Raw genomic sequence first — 19,366 nt, forward strand, 5'->3', positions numbered from 1 at the left:
AAAAGGGAGATGAGGAAAATGAGAAAAACATCATTATTTGAAGCTGTCCTTCCTTTTACTTTATTGTTAAGTCCGTTTCAGCAGGCTTTTGCTTCCGAAACAACTGCTGCAGAGTTACGAAAAGTGGATACCGTTGCCCACCGTGGTGCATCAGGGTATGCGCCTGAAAATACGATTGCTGCTTTTGATAAAGGGGTAGACATGAAAGCAGATTATATTGAAATTGATATTCAAAGAAGTAAAGATGGAAAATTGGTCATCATTCATGATACAAAGGTTGATAGAACAACCGATGGAACGGGGTATGTTAAAGACTTAACGCTTGAGCAGATCAGAAGTCTTGATGCAGGCAGCTGGAAAGGAGAACAGTTTAAAGGGGAAAAAATCCCGACTTTCGATGAGATTCTAGACCGATATCATGGAAAAATTGGTATTTTAATGGAATTGAAGTCACCTGAACTTTATCCTGGAATTGAAGAAATGGTAGCTCAAGAATTAAAAGAACGAAACTTGGATAAACCGCAAAATGAGAAAATCATTATCCAATCTTTTAATTTTGAATCCATGAAGAAAATCAATAGCCTGCTGCCGAAAGTACCAATTGGTGTCCTGACATCTAATAGAGCAGACACAACGGAACAAGCGTTAAGGGAATTTGCTTCCTACGCTGATTACTTTAACCCAAGCTATGGTATTGTGACCGAAGAATTAGTCAATCAAGTTCACGCAAACGGTATGAAAATACAATCCTGGACTGTCCGCAGCCATGAAGCAGCAGAATTTCTGTTAAATATGAATGTGGATGGAATTATAACTGATTATCCTGATTTTGTTGATCCGCGGAACTAAGAATAGTAATGCAAAAAGATGGTCAAAAAGTGGAAACTTTTTGACCATCTTTTTTATGATTTTAAATGAAGTTACTAGTCTAAGAAAAATGCGTAAACCCTAAATTGGCAACAACTATAAATGGGATATCCCGTGGTAAGTTCCAAGGGGATATGTTAAATTGAATAGATAATAATAGTCAAAACATATAGATTCAGTAATTGAATGTAAGGGTTTTATTTTTTGTTTGGAGGGATACCATGTTTTTTTCCTTACGGAATCGCTTATTTATTATTTTTACTTGTTTGTTAACGATTCCATTAATCATTTTGTCGATTATCATCCCACGCTGGTTTACATCTATTATTGAAGAACAAACACAGGATTTAACGATAGAAGCGATGGATCAGTATTCGCTCTATATTGACTCGATCACAACGCAGGCCGAGGATTTAGGGAAGCAGGTCCTTGTTAATCAAACCACACAGCAGTGGTTAAGGTTAGAAAAAAAAGATGAAAAATTACCAAGAGAACAGAGCTTATTACAGAAGAATCAACTAAAAATGCTGCTATCCTCGATGATGGTGAACAATTCTAATGGGATGTCTATCTCCGTCGTTCTGAATAATGGGGAAGGGGCATGGGGCAATAATCCTAACTTACACAACCTAGATTGGTTTCAAGACTTTACGATCCATGAACAACGATTTGTAAAGTCACATATTGATCCTTATATGCCAGGACAAGGGAATAGTAATAGTTTTATTTTGCCCCTCGTTGATTTGAATACGGTAGTTTCCTACGGATTTATAAAGGTGAATTTCCCTTCAACCTTGCTGGAAACAGCCTTAGGAAAAATCTCGATTGGAAAAAAAGGAAATGCATATTTATTGGATCAGCAGGGAGCAAATGTGTTAGAGGGGAAGATCGATACCCCAAAATGGGTATTAAAAAATAGTTTATCTATAATAAAAAACAATCAAAAGCAAAAAGGTTTATTAGAAACGGATTATCATGGAGAAAAATACTTTGTTTTTTTTCAAAAGTTAGCCGTTGGTGATTGGATTCTAGTTAGTGAAGTCACCAAGTCTGATTTATTCTCAAAAGTGAATATTCTGCAACGCAACCTACTATTAATCAGTGCCCTCGTTTTTTTATTAACCATTGTTGCTTCTTTCGTGCTTTCATCCAAAATCGTTAGCCCGTTAGGAAAACTAGCAAAAGCAATGAAATTTATTGAACGTGGGGATTTTTCTGGTGCCAAACGCTTTTTACCAACCATAAAATCTTCTAACGATGAAGTTGGTTACGTTGTAAAGGTATTCGACCATACTGTCGATCAATTGAAGAATTTAATTGAAACAGAATATGAAGCCAACATCCGTCGAAAAGATGCAGAATACAAAGCCCTATTACTTCAAATCAATCCTCACTTTTTAAACAATACACTTGAAATCATTGGGGGATTAGCTGTTCAAGGGAAAAATAAAGAGGTCATGAATGTTAGCATCTATTTAGGCCGGATGATGAGGTATTCCTTGAATACGCAAAATGATGTGGTGAAATTGGGTGAAGAGATTAGCTATATCCGCAGTTATACGGATATTTTAAAGGTGAGATATGAGGATGCTATTACGATAGATATTGTGGAGGATCAGGAAACAAAAAATCTTCCTATGATTAAATTCATTCTCCAGCCCCTTGTTGAAAATGCTGTAAAATATAGTTTTATAGAAAAAAACACAGCTGAAATTTTTATTAAAACGAAAAAAATTAATAATCAAATATTGATAGTTCTAGAAGATAAAGGGATCGGCATGTCTGAAGAAGTGATTGCAGACTTATTGAGTGAAGAAACAAAGAATGAAACGATTAGTGTCTTAGCGAGCGAAGGAAACAGCATTGGTCTCAGGAATGTCCTTGGTCGATTAAAACTTTACTACGGTCAAAATTTTACCTATAAGATTGAATCTGAAAAGAATGTAGGCACGAGGATTACATTGTGTATAAATTTTAATCGAGGTGATATACATGATGAAGGTCATCATAACGGATGATGAAATTCAAATTCGTAAAGGCTTGCGGATGAAAGTGGATTGGGAAGAGGAAGGGTTCCAAATCGCAGGAGAGGCCTCCAATGGGAAAGAAGCACTGGAATTACTCCGTAATATGGAAATTGATTTGGTTATTACAGATATGAGAATGCCGATTATGGATGGAATTGAATTGGCTAAACAATGTCAGCAGGAATTTCCATCAGTAAAAGTAATCGTATTATCGGGGTATTCCGATTTTGAATTGGTCCGTGGTTCCATGAAAGAAGGGGTTAAAGACTATCTGTTAAAACCGGTGGCCCCTGATGAATTAGTAGAAGCCTTACAAAAAGTCCGAAAAGTAATAGAGGAAGAAAGGCGAAAACAAATTGAAACGGCCCAGATGCGTCAGCTTGTTCTTACCCAATTGCAAGAAGTACAAGAACAATACTTGCTCTATTTAGTAAAAGAGGAATGGTTACAGCTTAATTTGGTCATTGAAAGACTCCGTCAACTTCAACTAGAGGAACTTGTCAATGAGAACGCAGTCGTACAATTTATCACCGTCGAAATTAGAGGCAGTTTTGGTAATCCCAATCGATTAAAAGAGCTCTGGCTTCCTTTTCAAATGTTATGCAAGGAGATCTCTAAGGAGCATGTAGGAACTTATTCCTTTTACGACCCAAGCTATGCCAATATGATTCATTTTTTACAGAGGATAGATTTAAGAAGTGTTAATCATTCGTCACGTTTAGTGGATTCCTTGCAGCGGAATGTGAAGGAATTGCTGAATTTAGAAACGGTAATCGGAATTGGCAATGTGGTCACCGGTCTAGCTAATTTTAAGACAGGTTATATTTCTAGTTTGCTTGCTTGGAGTCAAAGTCAACTAGGCTCTTATTCTCAGGTGGTTGATGAAGCGATCACAAAAGAGGAAGCATTTGAGTTTTCACCTGATTTTGAAAGAAAGTTAACCAATGCCATTGAAAATGCTAATTTCGATGCGTTTAGAGAAAATATGCACACTTTATTGCGAGAGAACAGGAATCAATCGATTTTATCGTTTTCGTTTGCTGCCAATCGAGTGTTATTTTTATTAGGGTCACTGGCAAGAAAATATGATATCGAAACGAAAGATATTCAAAAGACGATTTGGAATTGCCAACAAAGTATCTGGGAGCTCAATTCTCAAAGAAAAGTGCTTGAACACCTACTGCAATTAGCGCAGTTAATTATTGAGAAAGTACGTTTGGCCCGATTTTCAAATGGAAAATTAATTGTGGATAGTGTTCGGCATTATCTGGACCAGCACTATGCCAGTGAAATTTCTTTGACCCTATTATCGGAACTGTTTCATATTAATAGTGCTCATTTATCGGAAACCTTTAAAAATTATGTGGGGCAGAATTTTAGTGATTATTTGGTGAAGTTACGTATGGACAAGGCACGGCAATTTCTGAGAGATCGACAGCTTAAAATCATTGATGTAGCAAACTTAGTTGGCTTTTCAAACTCCGGCTATTTCAGTACGGTTTTTAAAAAACACGTTGGACAGACACCGGTAGAATTTCGTAATTCCTTAGATTCCTAAGTTTCAAAGAAAGAAAGGGAATGTAGATGAAAAAATGGTTCACTGTTTTTGCAATCATACTTTTGGGTATTTTAGTGTATGTTTTGTTTGATACATTCTCTGGCAGCCAAAAAGATAAAGTGGATAAAACGAATGCTTCAGGCAGAATCCACCTGAATTTCTGGCGCAATGGAGGGAACGTCGCAGAAAATAAAGCATTTGAACAATTAGTTTCTTCTTTTGAAAAAGAAAACCCCAATATTTCGGTGAATATGAAGTCAATTCCTTATAGTGATTATGAAATAAGGCTGCGAACAGAACTGGCTGCAGGAAACCCTCCGGATATTTTGACGATTGACAGCCCTACACTGGCTCTATACGCAAATACCGGATCATTATTATCAATCGATCCTTATATGAGAGAAGAAGGGAAGATCGATGATATCCCTGATTCTACTTTAAAAGGATTAACTTATAAGGGGAAAATTTACCTCGCACCGATTGTAGAGTCAAGTATTGCTTTATACTACAATAAACATTTATTGCAAGATGCCGGAATACCTCTTCCCTCAGAAGACCCCAATAAACCCTTAACGTGGGATGAAGTATTAGAGATAGCAAAAAAAGTAAATAATCCTGCAAAAGGCGTGATTGGAATTGATCCTGCACAGGGATTTAATGATGGAGAATCTCCTGCTTATTTTAAAACACCGCTTCTTTGGCAGTTTGGTGCTAATATTTTAAGCCCGGATGGAACTACTGCAAGTGGATATTTAGATTCAAAAGAAGCATTAGATGCCCTTCAATTTTATCAAGATCTATATCATAAAAATGGTGTTGCCGCATTTGAATTACCTCCAGCTGTGTTTGAGTCAGGCAAACTTGCGATGACTGTGCTTGGTTCTTGGACACTGGCAGATTTGGAAAAAAATCACCCTGAATTCAAGCTGGGAGAAGATTTTGGAGTAACCCCACTGCCAAAGGAGAAGTATCAGTTTGTTCCAAATGGAGGATGGGCGCTTGGAATCACATCAAAATCAAAACACCCTAGGGAAGCATGGGAGTTTATTAAATATGTGACTGGTTATGAAGGAATGAAAAAGTATGTAACGATAACAGGTGATGTTCCTGCAAGATATTCTGTAGCAAAAGATTTCCCGGAGCTGAATGAATATCCTAAGAACATATTTTTACAGCAAACTCAAAAATTTTCAAAGAACCGTCCGGTTACTCCTGCATATCCCGTGGTCAGTGATGCAATTAGGAGATTATTTGAGGATGTAGGAATAGGCGGTAAGGATGTAAAGACTGCGGCGAAAGAAGCGGTTGAAAAAATCAATACAGGTCTTAAAGAAATCCAATAAATAGGGAGCATCAATTTAAGAAAAATATGCCTCTCTATATGTAAATAACCCGTTCGGTAATAAAATAATATTTTATGATAGCAGCTCCTCTAGTTCTGGTACTAGAGGAGATTTTTTTTGAGATTCTCCTGAAGATGTTTATTAAATCGGGGGTCTAATTGTCCTAATAAAATGGAACCGTTTTCAACTGCCGAAAATTTTAAACCTCGTTTTCCAAAGATATTAAACTCTCCCCTTTTCTAAATTTGTTAAAGTTAAAACCAGATAAAGCAATAAAATCAAAGCCAATTGATAGGAGGTTAAAAGCTTGCAAGAAATAGTAAATGTCCAAAAAGAACCAGCTATACAGATCCATGCGGAAAAGAAAGCAGCATCGAAACTGAAAAAAAATCTCGAATATATCAAGAAAAATTACCATCTTTATTTGCTTGTTGCGCCAGCGATTATTCTAACAATCATTTTTAAATATATACCGATGTATGGAGCGATTATTGCTTTTAAAGATTTTAGTACCATCAAAGGTATTTTAGGAAGTGATTGGGTCGGTTTAGATAATTTCACTAAATTCTTATCTTCACCGAACTTTGCTGACATTTTTATGAATACGCTTAAACTTAGTTTTTTTGGATTAATCGTAGGGTTTCCAGTCCCAATCATTCTTTCACTAATGCTAAATCAATTACGCAGAGCAGCCATTAAAAAAAATATTCAACTTGTGCTCTATGCACCAAATTTTATTTCGGTAGTTGTTATCGTTGGTATGGTATTTATTTTCTTATCACCAACAGGTCCTATTAATCAACTGGTTAGCTTTATAGCAGGAAAGCCGCTTATGTTTATGTCAAATCCAGATTACTTCCGATCGATCTATATTATCTCTGGTATATGGCAGGCAGCAGGGTGGTCATCAATTATTTATGTCGCCGCTTTAGCGAATGTTGACCCTGAATTGCACAATGCAGCAACGATTGATGGAGCAAATATTCTCCAAAGAATGATCCATATTGATTTACCGACACTGAAACCATTAATGGCAGTAACATTTATTTTGGCTGCTGGAGGGATCATGTCGATTGGATTTGAAAAAGCTTATTTAATGCAAACCTCTATGAATTTACCTTCATCTGAAATCCTGCCAACTTATGTATATAAGGTAGGTTTGCAGTCAGGTGACTATGCTTATTCAACAGCAGTTGGCTTATTTAATTCAGTCATAAACGTAATTCTATTAATTGTTGTAAATAAAATTGTCAAGAAATTAAACGAAGGAGAAGGTTTATATTAACAAAAAAGGAGTCTTGATATGAATATTAAGCACACCCGCATAGACCGAATCATATTAAGCTTTAATAATATCTTTCTATGCATCGCTGTATTAGTCGTGTTAGTTCCCTTGGTTTATGTCGTTTTAGCATCATTTATGGATCCTACCGTTCTATTAAACAAAGGGATTTCATTCAATTTTTCAGATTGGAGTTTTAAAGGATATCAATTGATTTTATCCAATGATGCAATGGTGCGCGGCTTTATCAATTCCATTCTTTACTCTGTAGGATTTGCCGTTATCACTGTTGTCGTCTGTATTTTCGCTGCCTATCCGTTATCGGTAAATGGTTTTGTCGGGAAAAATTTCTTCATGACATTATTTATTATAACGATGTTCTTTGGCGGTGGGCTTATCCCAACTTACCTAGTAGTGAAAGACCTAGGAATGTTAAACACCCCTTGGGCCATTTTAATACCGGGAGCAGTGAATGTATGGAATATTATCCTGGCAAGGACTTATTTTAAAAGCATTCCTTATGAATTGCATGAAGCAGCAAAGGTTGATGGAGCTTCAGATCTATTAATCTTCTTTAAAATCGTATTGCCGCTATCAAAACCAATCATCTTCGTATTAGCGATGTATGCATTTGTGGGTCAATGGAACTCTTATTTTGATGCAATGATTTATCTCGAAGATCCAAAATTGCACCCATTACAATTAGTTTTAAGATCGATATTGATTCAAAACCAGGCTGGTCCTGGAATGATTAGTGATCAGCAGTCAATGGCTGAACTTAAAAAGCTCTCTGAAATGATTAAATACTCATCGATTGTCATTTCCAGTCTGCCGCTAATGGTCATGTATCCATTCTTCCAAAAGTACTTTGAAAAAGGTGTCATGGCAGGTTCATTGAAATAATGAGCAGCTAGTATAGAAACATGTAAATGCGTATAACAACACTTAGGAGGCTATTTAATGAAAAATGTAAAAAGAGTACTAGCTGTATCACTTGCATCAGTATTACTAGTTTCAGGCTGCAGTAACGCTAGCAAAAGTGAAACAGCATCATCAAAAGAATATAAATTAAAGAATGTATCATTTCCTTTAAAGGAAAAAGTGACATTGAATTTTATGACACAAAGCTCGCCATTAGCTCCAGCTGACCCTAATAAAAAGATAATTTATAAGCGATTAGAAAAGCAGTCCGGTGTTCATATTAAATGGAAGAACTACACCTCAGATGCTTTTATCGAGAAAAGAAACTTAGCAATGGCTAGCGGCGATTTGCCGGATGCCATCCTGGATGCCGGTTTTAATGACCATGATCTATTGAAACTAGCAAAAGATGGGGCAATTATTCCTGTTGAAAATTTAATTGAGAAGTATATGCCTAACCTGCAAAAGGTTCTAGAGGGTGCCCCTGAATATAAAGCAATGATGACGGCACCTGATGGACATATCTATTCCTTCCCATGGATTGAGGAGTTAGGTTCAGGAAAAGAAAGTATTCACTCGGTTGATGATTTCCCATGGATCAATGTGGAATGGTTAAACAAACTAGGTTTAAAAATGCCGACAACAACCGAAGAATTAAAGCAAGTATTGATTGCTTTTAAAACAAAAGATCCAAATGGCAACGGCAAAGCGGATGAAATCCCAATGTCGTTTATTGGGAAGCAAGCAGGCGGGGAAGACCTGGCATTCTTATTTGGCTCATTTGGTCTAGGAGAAAACTGGGATCATACGGTTGTAAGCAATGATGGTAAAGTTACGTTTACAGCATCAGATGAAGGATATAAAGAGGGTATTAAATTTCTAAATGAGTTATATAAAGAAGGTCTAATCGATGTGGAAGCATTTGAACAAGATTGGAACACCTATGTATCTAAAGGTAAAGATAATCGTTATGGTTTATATTTCACTTGGGATAAAGGCAATATTACAGGCATGAATGACAAATACGACCTCATGAAGCCTCTTGCTGGTCCTGATGGCCACGTAAATGTAGCGCGAACCAATGGAATGGGCTTTGATCGAGGTCGAATGGTTATCACCAGTGCGGATAAGAACATTGAATTGACGGCAAAATGGATTGATCAATTATATGAACCAAAACAATCTGTTCAAGATAACTGGGGAACTTATGGCGATAAAACGCAGCAAAATATCTTTGAATTAGATGAAGCGGCAGGTATGTTAAAACATCTTCCTTTAGAAGGTACAGCACCAGTAGAATTAAGACAAAAAACAAATATTGGCGGACCATTAGCGATATTAGATGAGTACTATGGAAAGGTTACCACCAAACCAGATGATGCAGCATGGAGATTAGGGCTAATGAAGGACGTAATGGTTCCTCATATGACTGCAGAAAATATATATCCAAGGGTATTCTTCTCCTTAGAAGATAGCGACAAGCTGACTACCATTGAAACAGATATGTTTGCTTATGTGATGAGAAAACGTGCGGAATGGATTCAAAATGGGAAAGTGGAAAAAGAGTGGGATGGATATTTGAAAGAATTAGACCGTTTAGGCTTACAAGAGTGGTTAAAGATTAAACAAGATGGATATGACAGAAACACAAAATAAACGATATCTAATAGTTGGCTTAGGCTGTACAGTACAAGCATACGTACAGCCTTGTTCCAATTTAATAGGATAATTCCATCTATCAAAATATTAAAAGGAGCGACAAATAATGAAACAATTATATAAAGAAAAGCATCGTCCGCAATTTCATTTCTCACCAGAAGAAAAATGGATGAACGATCCAAACGGAATGGTCTTTTTTAATGATGAGTATCATCTTTTTTATCAATACCATCCATTTGGTACGACATGGGGACCGATGCACTGGGGCCATGCGGTTAGTAAAGATTTAATTCATTGGGAACAGCTTCCGATTGGGCTGTATCCAGATGAGCATGGAGCGATTTTTTCTGGGAGTGTCGTAGTGGATTGGAATAACACATCAGGGTTTTTTCAGGATGGACCTGGGTTAGTGGCCATTTATACTAGTGCTGATAACTATCCAGATTCCGACAGACCACGCCAGCGCCAAAGTCTTGCTTATAGCAATGATAACGGAAGAACGTGGATTAAATACGAGGGAAATCCAGTCCTCTCTGATGTCAATATAACCGATTATCGCGATCCAAAGGTTTTTTGGCATGATGAAACGAATAAATGGGTGATGGTATTAGCTACTGGACAATCCGTTACCATTTATACATCGGCTAACCTAAAAGATTGGGAGTTTGCTAGTGAATTTGGAAATAAAGCTGGTTCACATGAAGGCGTTTGGGAATGCCCCGACCTGTTTCAATTGCCTGTCAATGGTGATGAACATAATCAAAAATGGGTTATGTTTGTCAGCATAGGTGATAACCATGAATTCAAAGAAGGATCAAGAACACAATATTTTGTAGGTGATTTTGACGGAACTACATTTGTAAATAATAATCCTGATGAAATAGTTCTCTGGTTAGATTATGGCCGGGATAATTATGCTGGGGTAAGCTGGTCTGATATTCCATCTAAAGATGGAAGAAGAATTTATATTGGATGGATGAGTAATTGGCGTTACGCAAATCAAGTGCCAACTGAAGAATGGCGGAGTGCGATGACCTTGCCAAGAGAATTATCGTTAACTTCTAGTAAGGATGGAGTTCGCTTGGTACAGCGAGTGGTACCGGAAATTAACTCGATTCGAAAAGGTTCACAAGGTTATCAAAATCTAACAATTGAATCAAACCAACCCATTTCTTATAACATGTTCAGTCCATTAATGGAAGTGAATCTGGAGTTTGAAAAACGAACTTCAGATTCTTTTGGACTCGTTTTACAAAGCACTGATGATGAAAAGACAGTAATTCGATATGATGTGGAAAAGGAAGTCATAGCAGTTGACAGAACTAATGCCGGAGATAATAGTTTTTCAGAATCATTCGCAGCCGTACAAGAAGCATCTCTAAAGATAGAAAATGACAGATTCAAGCTGCAAATATTTATGGATGCTTCTTCCATAGAGGTATTTGCAAATGATGGCAAGGTAGTATTTACTAGTTTAATCTTTCCAAACAAACCATATGATAAAATTGCCTTATTTTCAGATGAAGGAAAAACCCACGTATTCTCATTAAAATTAACGGAACTAGAATCTATATGGGGTAAGTAATTTTATTTTTAGCAAAGCTCTAATCGAAATATCCGGTTAGGGCTTTGTTTCGAAGGGCAAGAGCAAGTTACTATATTGAACAATTTGAAAGGAAGGTTGAGCTTAAATGAAAAACAATTCTTCAGTCATTTGTATCGGCGAATTATTAATCGACTTTTTCTGTACAGATGTGGACATTGATCTAGTCGAAGGGAAAAATTTTGAAAAACAAGCAGGTGGAGCGCCAGCAAATGTTTGTGCAGCGATTGTGAAACTGGGGGGCAGTGCCCTATTTAGTGGGAAAGTTGGAAATGATCCGTTTGGACATTTTTTAAAAAATACATTAGAGGCAGTGAATGTCGATACCTCGATGCTTGTCTTAGATGATGAACATCCAACTACGCTGGCATTTGTGTCATTAAAAGCTAATGGTGAAAGAGATTTTATTTTTAATCGCGGGGCAGACGCCTTTTTAACGGAGAATGATCTTGATAAAGATAGAATAATGGAATCGAGTATTCTACACTTCGGTTCAGCCACCGCTTTATTAGCTGAACCATTTCAATCTACTTATGTAAATCTGATACAAGCGGCAAGGGAAGAAGGGAAATTTATCTCTTTTGACCCTAACTACAGAATAGATCTCTGGAAAGGCAGAATAGACGATTTTATTAAATTATCACAAAAAGGAATCGCTATCGCTGATTTTGTAAAAGTAAGCGATGAAGAATTAATGATTATTTCAGGGATGAATGATAGAGAAGATGGAATCGCTATGCTTCATGAACTAGGTGCAAAAGTTGTGGCAGTTACTCTAGGAAAAGAAGGAACGATGGTTTCTAATAGGCAAAGGATAGAAATTGTTCCAAGTGTAAAAGTAGATTCTATTGATTCTACCGGTGCCGGGGATGCATTCGTAGGCGCAACGCTCTACCAGTTAGCGATCGGTGAGGAGCCTAAAAGACTTTTGGAAAACTTCGAACAGCTAAAAAATATCATTAGCTTTAGCAATAAAGTTGGTGCAATCGTTTGTACAAAAGTTGGAGCTATTTCTGCTTTACCTACCCAAGAAGAAGTTCACCAATTTTAAACGTGATAAAGCCAGCCCTTCCTTTTAAAAGAAGGGCTGTTTAACGCACAATTTACTCAGTTCGTCGATAAACACCCGGTGCGACCCCGTACTTTTTTTTAAAGACTCTATGAAAATAAGAATAGGCTCCAAATCCACATTCTTCCGCAATCTGCTCCAGTGTCATCGAACTGTATTTCATTCGCTCGATGGCTGCAGACAATCGAATCTCAAGCGCGTATTCCATCATCGTTTTACCGACGCTGCTTTTAAACAAATGGACGGACCGAGAAACGCTAAGTCCAGCATGAAGAGCCGCCTCTTCTACTTTAAAAACAGACGTTGCGTGCTCTTCAATGTATCGCATCATTCGTGTTACCGCATAAGGATGATTGATGGTCGTGACCGTTTCTTTTACCGTCCGCTCCAGCAATAAGCAGAGGGCTCGCAGTAAATAGCCAGTGAGTTCTTCGTTTTCAATCGATGCTGGACGGCGTTTTTCAATCATGATATGACGCCATAAAGAGAGCAATTTTTCGTCTAAATCGATTCGTGCGATATCAGGTTTTGTTGAACGGCTCCACCAATCATCCACCCAAGTTCCTTCACAAACTAAGTGGAAATCCCCGCTGATTTGACCAGGCTTTACAAGCAGTTCGTAGTGATCACCCGGTTTGATGAGGAGGAGATCTCCTTTCTCTAGGTTTACTTTTCTTCCTTTTACCACGACTTCACAATGCCCCTCTGTTTGCAGGCGAAAGAGGTAAGAGGGATAGCCAGATTTATGCTGCGAATGATAGCCATTAGTGTGAAAGGAATAGCCGCAAAATAATATATTTGTCGTCATATGACCACCTTCTGAAAAAATAAAATAGCAAAATAGTTGATGTTTCAATTATATCATCTATGTTTCTTTGTATTGAAAAAGTTTAACATGGAATCAAATAAGTAAGGCGTAATTGGACCGAAAGGGAGTAATGAAAATGACAAATAAACTCTATAATTTAGTGATAGTAGGTTATGGCGGGATGGGTAGCTACCACGCGAAATTACTAAAGGAAAACCAAACCATTAACGTCATTGGAACCTTTGATATTTTGGAGGAAAGAAGAACTGCAGCTTTAGCGGACGGTTATAAAGTGTATGAAAGCTACGAAGCAGTTTTATCCGATCAGGATGTAGATCTCGTTCTGATTGCCACGCCAAACGATGTACATAAAGATATAGCTATAAAGGCTTTAAATGCAAATAAGCATGTGATTTGTGAAAAGCCTGTCACGATCTACAGCGAAGATTTAAAAGAAATTATGAAAGTAGCAGAAGTGACTCAGCGCAAATTTGTCGTCCATCAAAATCGCCGGTGGGATAAAGATTTCCTAACTATAAAAAAAATATACGATGAAACGATCATCGGCAAGGTTTTTCATATTGAATCACGTGTCCAAGGAGCCAATGGAATTCCGGGAGATTGGCGCCATCTGAAAGCGCCAGGCGGAGGAATGCTTCTAGACTGGGGTGTTCATTTACTCGATCAACTGCTCTTTATGGTAGATAGTAAGATTACCAGTGTCTATGCCAATTTAAGCTATGTCTTAGGAGATGAAGTGGATGATGGTTTCCAGACAATCATCACCTTTGAAAATGGCTCCACCGCATTAATTGAAGTGGGGACAACGAATTTTATTCAATTACCTAGGTGGTATGTAAAAGGGACTGCCGGTACAGCAGTAATCGACGATTGGAGTATAGCTGGGAAGATAGTGACGCAAAACTTCGGGGTAGATATTGAGGCACCTAAACCAATTCAAGCAGGACAGGGCTTAACGAAAACTATGGCCCCGCCTTCTGAATCAGCCGTCAGCACATCTGATTTACCGGAGGTAGCACCAACGATGGAAAGTTTCTACGATAACGTGGTTTCCGTAATTGAAGGAAAAGCTAAACCGATTGTTAAAAATACGGAAGTGCTTCGAGTCCTACAGTTGATTGAAACGATATTTAAAGCAGCTGAAAGGAACGAAGTAATAAAGGATTTCGACTCATACAACAGGTAGCCATGAAGTTCAATATTTTCCACCCTATCTGTCAATGTAAGCCGTTTCATTAATTCTATCAATCTCTAAAATTAACTATAAAGTAATCACGAAAAGGAGTCGTTTTCATGTTGAAGGTTACAGTATGGAATGAAAACCGTCATGAGCAAAAAAATCCGATCGTTAGAGATATTTATCCAACAGGTATCCATGGGACTATCGTCCAATTCCTTCAGGCAGAAGGGATCACAGCCGTAACCGCCACTCTTGATGAGCCAGAACATGGCCTAACAGATGAGGTACTTGCTGCCACCGATGTCCTAGTTTGGTGGGGACACCTAGCCCATAGTGAAGTAAAAGATGAGATTGTACAAAAAGTTCAACAGCGTGTTCTAGAAGGCATGGGACTGATTGTTCTTCACTCCGGACATTTTTCAAAAATCTTTAAAACATTAATGGGTACCAGCTGTGATTTAAAGTGGCGGGAAGCTGACGAAAAAGAACGCCTTTGGGTTGTGAGCCCAAGCCATCCGATTACAGAAGGAATCTCTGAATATATTGAATTAGAAAAAGAAGAAATGTATGGGGAGCATTTTGATATCCCTCAGCCGGATGAGCTTATTTTTACGAGCTGGTTTGAAGGCGGCGAAGTATTCCGAAGCGGAATCACCTACACACGTGGGAACGGAAAAGTATTTTATTTCAGGCCGGGACATGAAACCTATCCGACCTACCATAATGAACAGATTCAACGTGTCATTATCAATGCGGTAAAGTGGGCTGCCCCAGTCAAAAGGGAACGTCCTGTTTATGGAAATGCGGAACCACTTGAACAAATCAAAGGGGGACAAAAATAATGGGAAAGTTAAGAGTTGGAGTCATCGGTTGCGGCAGTATTGCCCAGCATCGCCATTTACCTGAATATCAAGCCAATAAAAACGTAGAACTAGTCGCAGTATGTGATATTAATGAAGAACGGGCTAAAGAAATTGCTGAAAAGTATGAGGTCGGAGCCTACACAAATTATGAAGAATTATTAAGCAGCGGCACCGTCGACGCAGTCAGTGTTTGTACACCAAACTACCTTCATGCCCCAATCTCGATAGCTGCCCTAAATGCAGGATTACATGTACTTTGTGAAAAACCAATGTCCACTTCTAAACAGGAAGCAGAAGCAATGATTGCCGCAGCCAAAGAAAGTGGAAAAAAGTTAATGATTGCTCATAATCAGCGTTTTGTAGCTTCTCATCAACGAGCACGTCAGTTGATTGCTAGCGGGGAAATTGGAAAAATTTATAGCTTCCGCACAGCATTCGGGCATGGCGGCCCAGAGGGATGGAGTGTAGATGGGAAAGAAAGCTGGTTTTTTGAAAAGGATAAAGCATTCGTTGGGGCAATGGGTGATTTAGGCGTCCATAAGACTGATTTACTAAGATATGTACTAGATGAGGAAATTACTGAGGTGGGTTCCTTTGTTGAAACAAGTGCTAAAGACTTCGCGGATGTCGATGATAATGCAGTATGTGTTTTAAAAACTGAAACCGGGATTATTGGAACACTTGCAGCGAGCTGGGCTTATGTCAGTAAGGAAGATAACTCGACGATTATTTATGGAGAGAAGGCGATTCTTCGATTAGAGGATGATCCTAATAATTCTCTTGTCGTTCAGTATGTAAACGGAGATGTGGTTAATTATCAACTTGGAAAAATCCAGTCCAATGATGCTGGTGGACAACGGACCACACATGTGATCAACCATTTTGTCGATGCTGTTATTCATAATCAAGAACCACCTGTGCCTGGTGAAGAAGGCCTGAAATCACTAGCGGTTATTTTAGCAGCTTTACAATCAAATGAAACAAAACAAATTGTTAAAGTTAGCGAGCTAAATTAATTTTTCTATAAAGAGAGGGGAATTACATATGAAACTAGGCGTTTTTACAGTATTATTTGCTGAAAAATCTTTTGAGGAAATGCTTGATACAGTGAAAGAAGCAGGGCTGCATGCAGTGGAAATCGGAACCGGCTGCTATCCTGGTAACAACCATTGCGATTTAGATGGGTTATTGGAAAACGAGGCAGATCGCAAACAATATCTCCAAAAAATCGAGGAGCGCAATTTAACAATCAGCGCATTTAGTTGTCATGGAAACCCGATTTCCCCTGAAAAAGAATTTGCGAAAAACTCGCATGAAACACTCCTAAAAACGATTAAACTTGCCTCACTTCTCGAAGTGCCGGTTGTGAACTGTTTCTCAGGAACAGCAGGAGATCATGAAGGAGCAAAATACCCTAACTGGCCTGTTACCCCATGGCCGAATGAATATGGCGATGTTTTAAAGTGGCAATGGGAAGAAAAACTGATTCCTTATTGGAAGGAAGTTGGCCAATTTGCTAAGGAACACAACGTGAAAATAGGACTTGAACTCCACGGCGGCTTTTTAATCCACACACCATATACACTTTTAAAGCTGCGTGAGGAAACCTGTGATGCGATTGGCGCTAACCTAGACCCAAGTCATCTATGGTGGCAGGGAATTGATCCAGTTGCAGCGATTAAAATTTTAGCAAAAGAAAATGCAATCCATCATTTTCATGCGAAAGACACGTACATTGATCAGGAAAATGTGAATATGTATGGATTAACGGATATGCAGCCCTACGGGGCGGTAAAAACAAGAGCTTGGTCGTTCCGTTCGGTTGGCTGTGGACATAGTCTGAAAGAATGGTCTGACATGATGAGTGCCTTAAGAACCTACGGCTATGATTATGTGGTCAGTATCGAACATGAGGATCCAATTATGTCTATTAACGAAGGGTTCAATCGCGCAGTAACGAACTTAAAATCGGTCTTAATTGAAGAGCCAGTCTCGCAAATGTGGTGGGTATAAAAAGTTTGGAAAGCTGATAGAACTGAGGTGCAAGAGTGAACAAAAAATGGTGGAAAGAAAGTGTAGCCTATCAAGTCTATCCCCGCAGTTTCATGGACAGCAATGGGGACGGGATTGGTGATTTAAATGGTGTTACTGCAAAATTAGACTACCTAAAAGAGTTAGGAATAGATGTCATTTGGCTGTCGCCGATGTACAAATCACCAAATGACGACAATGGCTATGATATTTCCGATTACCAAGATATTATGGAAGATTTCGGGACGATGGATGATTTTAACGAACTACTTGAAGGCGTTCATCAGCGTGGAATGAAATTAATCCTTGATTTGGTCATCAATCATACGAGCGACGAACACCCATGGTTTATCGAGTCTCGTTCCTCTAAAGACAACCCGAAACGTGACTGGTACATTTGGAGAGATGGAAAAGATGGAAAAGCGCCGAACAATTGGGAGTCGATTTTCAGTGGCCCTGCTTGGAGATATGATAAAGAAACTGAACAGTATTTCATGCACATCTTCTCAGCAAGGCAGCCTGATTTGAATTGGGAAAATCCTGAGGTAAGGGAAGCTTTATACGATATGGTGAACTGGTGGCTGGAAAAAGGAATCGATGGTTTCCGTGTAGATGCCATCTCACATATTAAGAAAGAACCGGGACTCCCTGATATGCCTAACCCAGACAAGTTAGATTATGTGCCTTGCTTTCCAAAAATGATGAACGTCGATGGAATTGATGAGTTTCTCTCAGAATTCTCTCAAAAAACCATTAAAAATTATGACATCATGACCGTTGGGGAAGCAAATGGTGTCGGCCTAAAAGAAGCAGATCAATGGGTAGGCGAAGAAAACGGCTATTTTAATATGATATTTCAGTTCGAATTTTTAGATTTGTGGGATAAGGATGCAGATGGATCTATTGACGTTCGTATGTTGAAAAAGGTTCTAACCAAATGGCAGACAGGTTTGGAAGGCAGAGGCTGGAATGCCTTATTCATCGAAAACCATGATCAGCCTCGTCGGGTATCTAACTGGGGAAATGACAAGGAGTATTGGAAAGAGAGTGCCAAAATGCTTGGAACGGTATATTTCCTAATGAAAGGTACTCCATTTATTTACCAAGGTCAGGAAATTGGGATGACAAACGTCCAATTCCCATCTATTGAGGATTACAACGACGTTGGCATGATTAACTACTATCATGTTGAAACAGCCAAAGGCCGTTCCCATGACGAAATTATGAAGGTCATTTGGGAAAAGGGCCGGGATAATGCCCGGACACCGATGCAATGGGATGCATCTAACATGGGAGGATTTACAACAGCAGAACAAACATGGCTGGGTGTGAATCAAAATTATACAAAGATTAATGTAGAGGCTCAATTAAATGATCCTGACTCGATTTTATCATTTTATAAAAAATTAATTCGCTTAAGAAAAGAAAACCCAGTGTTTGTTTATGGTACTTACGACCTATTAGTTGCGAATCATCCGAAACTGTTTGTTTATACCCGAAGTTTGGGGAAGAAAAAGGCGCTTGTAATCAACAATTTTAGTGGGAAACGAACGAGGTTTCGTGTTCCGGGTAGTTTATCTTATTCAACTTCTCAACTTGTCCTTAACAATTATGAGGTTGATACTAAGAGATTACTTAAAAATTTTACATTAGGACCTTATGAAACAAGGGTATATATGATAAGGTAATTCATGGAGGGCTGCCAGCCCTTTTTTTGTGCCAAAAATTACATTAAATTGTGAATCGTTTCTTAGAATTGAGAGGTGATAAATAATGGATAGTTTAAATTTCGTTCCAATTTTTGGGTATATAGCTGCAATTCTGACCACAATCTCTTTTCTTCCACAGGCCATTAAGACAATTAAAGAGAAAAACACGGAAGGAATATCCTTAGTCATGTACAGCTTGTTCACTGGAGGGGTTTTAATGTGGCTGGTGTACGGGATATTTGTAAAAGATACGCCAATCATTGTTGCAAACGCTATTACGTTAGTGCTAGCGGTAACAATATTATCATTAAAAATAAAATATAGCACAAATGCTAAGTAAAAATGAGAAAAAGACGACTCGGGATTCCGAATCGTCTTTTGTTAACTAAGTTACGCTACTGACTTATTTTTTTCATGACCAGTTT

The 19,366-nt window shown here is 38.3% G+C and carries 16 protein-coding genes; 15 read left to right on the top strand and 1 reads right to left on the bottom strand.

Features of this window, described 5'->3' with window-relative positions; all coding sequences use genetic code 11:
• The first annotated feature begins 18 nt into the window (after positions 1 to 18).
• From BDR01S_RS19000 to BDR01S_RS19040, 9 genes are all read left to right on the top strand, one after another.
• A complete protein-coding gene (locus BDR01S_RS19000; RefSeq protein WP_066250929.1) occupies positions 19 to 849 on the top strand; it encodes a glycerophosphodiester phosphodiesterase in 831 nt (276 codons plus the stop codon).
• A 239-nt stretch (positions 850 to 1,088) separates the two neighbouring features.
• Entirely contained in the window at positions 1,089 to 2,885 is a 1,797-nt protein-coding gene (locus tag BDR01S_RS19005; protein WP_066250932.1) for a sensor histidine kinase, read from the top strand.
• Entirely contained in the window at positions 2,863 to 4,452 is a 1,590-nt protein-coding gene (locus BDR01S_RS19010) for a response regulator (RefSeq protein WP_066250935.1), read from the top strand. Before BDR01S_RS19005 ends, BDR01S_RS19010 begins: the two co-directional genes overlap by 23 nt.
• Positions 4,453 to 4,478: 26 nt before the next feature.
• Positions 4,479 to 5,795, top strand: coding sequence for an ABC transporter substrate-binding protein (locus tag BDR01S_RS19015; protein ID WP_066250937.1), 1,317 nt, complete (start codon positions 4,479 to 4,481; stop codon positions 5,793 to 5,795).
• Between the two features lie 343 nt (positions 5,796 to 6,138).
• Positions 6,139 to 7,080 carry an ABC transporter permease gene (locus BDR01S_RS19020; RefSeq protein WP_066259691.1) on the top strand — a complete coding sequence of 314 codons (942 nt, stop codon included), beginning with the start codon at positions 6,139 to 6,141 and terminating at the stop codon, positions 7,078 to 7,080.
• A gap of 18 nt (positions 7,081 to 7,098) precedes the next feature.
• Entirely contained in the window at positions 7,099 to 7,980 is an 882-nt protein-coding gene (locus BDR01S_RS19025) for a carbohydrate ABC transporter permease (protein WP_066250940.1), read from the top strand.
• Between the two features lie 57 nt (positions 7,981 to 8,037).
• Positions 8,038 to 9,654, top strand: coding sequence for an ABC transporter substrate-binding protein (locus BDR01S_RS19030; RefSeq protein ID WP_066250942.1), 1,617 nt, complete (start codon positions 8,038 to 8,040; stop codon positions 9,652 to 9,654).
• A 109-nt stretch (positions 9,655 to 9,763) separates the two neighbouring features.
• A complete protein-coding gene (locus tag BDR01S_RS19035) occupies positions 9,764 to 11,242 on the top strand; it encodes a glycoside hydrolase family 32 protein (protein WP_066250943.1) in 1,479 nt (492 codons plus the stop codon).
• Between the two features lie 106 nt (positions 11,243 to 11,348).
• Positions 11,349 to 12,311, top strand: a complete 963-nt coding sequence (locus BDR01S_RS19040) for a carbohydrate kinase family protein (RefSeq protein WP_066250946.1) — start codon at positions 11,349 to 11,351, stop codon at positions 12,309 to 12,311.
• A 52-nt stretch (positions 12,312 to 12,363) separates the two neighbouring features.
• Here the strand turns inward: BDR01S_RS19040 and BDR01S_RS19045 are convergent, their stop codons facing one another.
• On the bottom strand, positions 12,364 to 13,137 hold the full coding sequence (locus BDR01S_RS19045; RefSeq protein WP_066250949.1) for an AraC family transcriptional regulator: 774 nt from the start codon (positions 13,135 to 13,137) through the stop codon (positions 12,364 to 12,366).
• Between the two features lie 136 nt (positions 13,138 to 13,273).
• Between BDR01S_RS19045 and BDR01S_RS19050 the strand changes: the two genes are divergently transcribed.
• From BDR01S_RS19050 to BDR01S_RS19075, 6 genes are all read left to right on the top strand, one after another.
• The gene (locus BDR01S_RS19050; RefSeq protein WP_066250952.1) at positions 13,274 to 14,344 is read left to right on the top strand and encodes a Gfo/Idh/MocA family protein; all 1,071 of its coding nucleotides are present in this window, start codon (positions 13,274 to 13,276) and stop codon (positions 14,342 to 14,344) included.
• A gap of 107 nt (positions 14,345 to 14,451) precedes the next feature.
• Complete coding sequence (locus BDR01S_RS19055) at positions 14,452 to 15,180, top strand: ThuA domain-containing protein (protein WP_066250956.1); 729 nt, start codon at positions 14,452 to 14,454, stop codon at positions 15,178 to 15,180.
• A complete protein-coding gene (locus BDR01S_RS19060) occupies positions 15,180 to 16,217 on the top strand; it encodes a Gfo/Idh/MocA family protein (RefSeq protein ID WP_066250958.1) in 1,038 nt (345 codons plus the stop codon). The genes BDR01S_RS19055 and BDR01S_RS19060 overlap by 1 nt, the downstream gene beginning before the upstream one ends.
• Positions 16,218 to 16,245: 28 nt before the next feature.
• Entirely contained in the window at positions 16,246 to 17,214 is a 969-nt protein-coding gene (locus BDR01S_RS19065; RefSeq protein WP_066250961.1) for a sugar phosphate isomerase/epimerase family protein, read from the top strand.
• Positions 17,215 to 17,249: 35 nt separating this feature from the next.
• Positions 17,250 to 18,920, top strand: coding sequence for a glycoside hydrolase family 13 protein (locus BDR01S_RS19070; RefSeq protein ID WP_066250964.1), 1,671 nt, complete (start codon positions 17,250 to 17,252; stop codon positions 18,918 to 18,920).
• Positions 18,921 to 19,005: 85 nt separating this feature from the next.
• Positions 19,006 to 19,281, top strand: a complete 276-nt coding sequence (locus tag BDR01S_RS19075; protein ID WP_066250967.1) for a SemiSWEET transporter — start codon at positions 19,006 to 19,008, stop codon at positions 19,279 to 19,281.
• The last annotated feature ends 85 nt before the right edge of the window (positions 19,282 to 19,366 follow it).

Source organism: Neobacillus drentensis NBRC 102427 (assembly GCF_001591445.1).
GTDB classification, from domain to species: Bacteria; Bacillota; Bacilli; order Bacillales; family Cytobacillaceae; genus Neobacillus; species Neobacillus drentensis.

Excerpts from the sequence above, each read along its gene's own strand:
- BDR01S_RS19055 (WP_066250956.1), top strand. The coding sequence starts at position 14,452 with ATGTTGAAGGTTACAGTATGGAATGAAAACCGTCATGAGCAAAAAAAT.
- BDR01S_RS19000 (WP_066250929.1), top strand. The coding sequence starts at position 19 with ATGAGAAAAACATCATTATTTGAAGCTGTCCTTCCTTTTACTTTATTG.
- BDR01S_RS19040 (WP_066250946.1), top strand. The coding sequence starts at position 11,349 with ATGAAAAACAATTCTTCAGTCATTTGTATCGGCGAATTATTAATCGAC.
- BDR01S_RS19015 (WP_066250937.1), top strand. The coding sequence starts at position 4,479 with ATGAAAAAATGGTTCACTGTTTTTGCAATCATACTTTTGGGTATTTTA.
- BDR01S_RS19005 (WP_066250932.1), top strand. The coding sequence starts at position 1,089 with ATGTTTTTTTCCTTACGGAATCGCTTATTTATTATTTTTACTTGTTTG.
- BDR01S_RS19075 (WP_066250967.1), top strand. The coding sequence starts at position 19,006 with ATGGATAGTTTAAATTTCGTTCCAATTTTTGGGTATATAGCTGCAATT.
- BDR01S_RS19065 (WP_066250961.1), top strand. The coding sequence starts at position 16,246 with ATGAAACTAGGCGTTTTTACAGTATTATTTGCTGAAAAATCTTTTGAG.
- BDR01S_RS19060 (WP_066250958.1), top strand. The coding sequence starts at position 15,180 with ATGGGAAAGTTAAGAGTTGGAGTCATCGGTTGCGGCAGTATTGCCCAG.
- BDR01S_RS19025 (WP_066250940.1), top strand. The coding sequence starts at position 7,099 with ATGAATATTAAGCACACCCGCATAGACCGAATCATATTAAGCTTTAAT.
- BDR01S_RS19045 (WP_066250949.1), bottom strand. The coding sequence starts at position 13,137 with ATGACGACAAATATATTATTTTGCGGCTATTCCTTTCACACTAATGGC.
- BDR01S_RS19010 (WP_066250935.1), top strand. The coding sequence starts at position 2,863 with ATGAAGGTCATCATAACGGATGATGAAATTCAAATTCGTAAAGGCTTG.
- BDR01S_RS19030 (WP_066250942.1), top strand. The coding sequence starts at position 8,038 with ATGAAAAATGTAAAAAGAGTACTAGCTGTATCACTTGCATCAGTATTA.
- BDR01S_RS19035 (WP_066250943.1), top strand. The coding sequence starts at position 9,764 with ATGAAACAATTATATAAAGAAAAGCATCGTCCGCAATTTCATTTCTCA.
- BDR01S_RS19050 (WP_066250952.1), top strand. The coding sequence starts at position 13,274 with ATGACAAATAAACTCTATAATTTAGTGATAGTAGGTTATGGCGGGATG.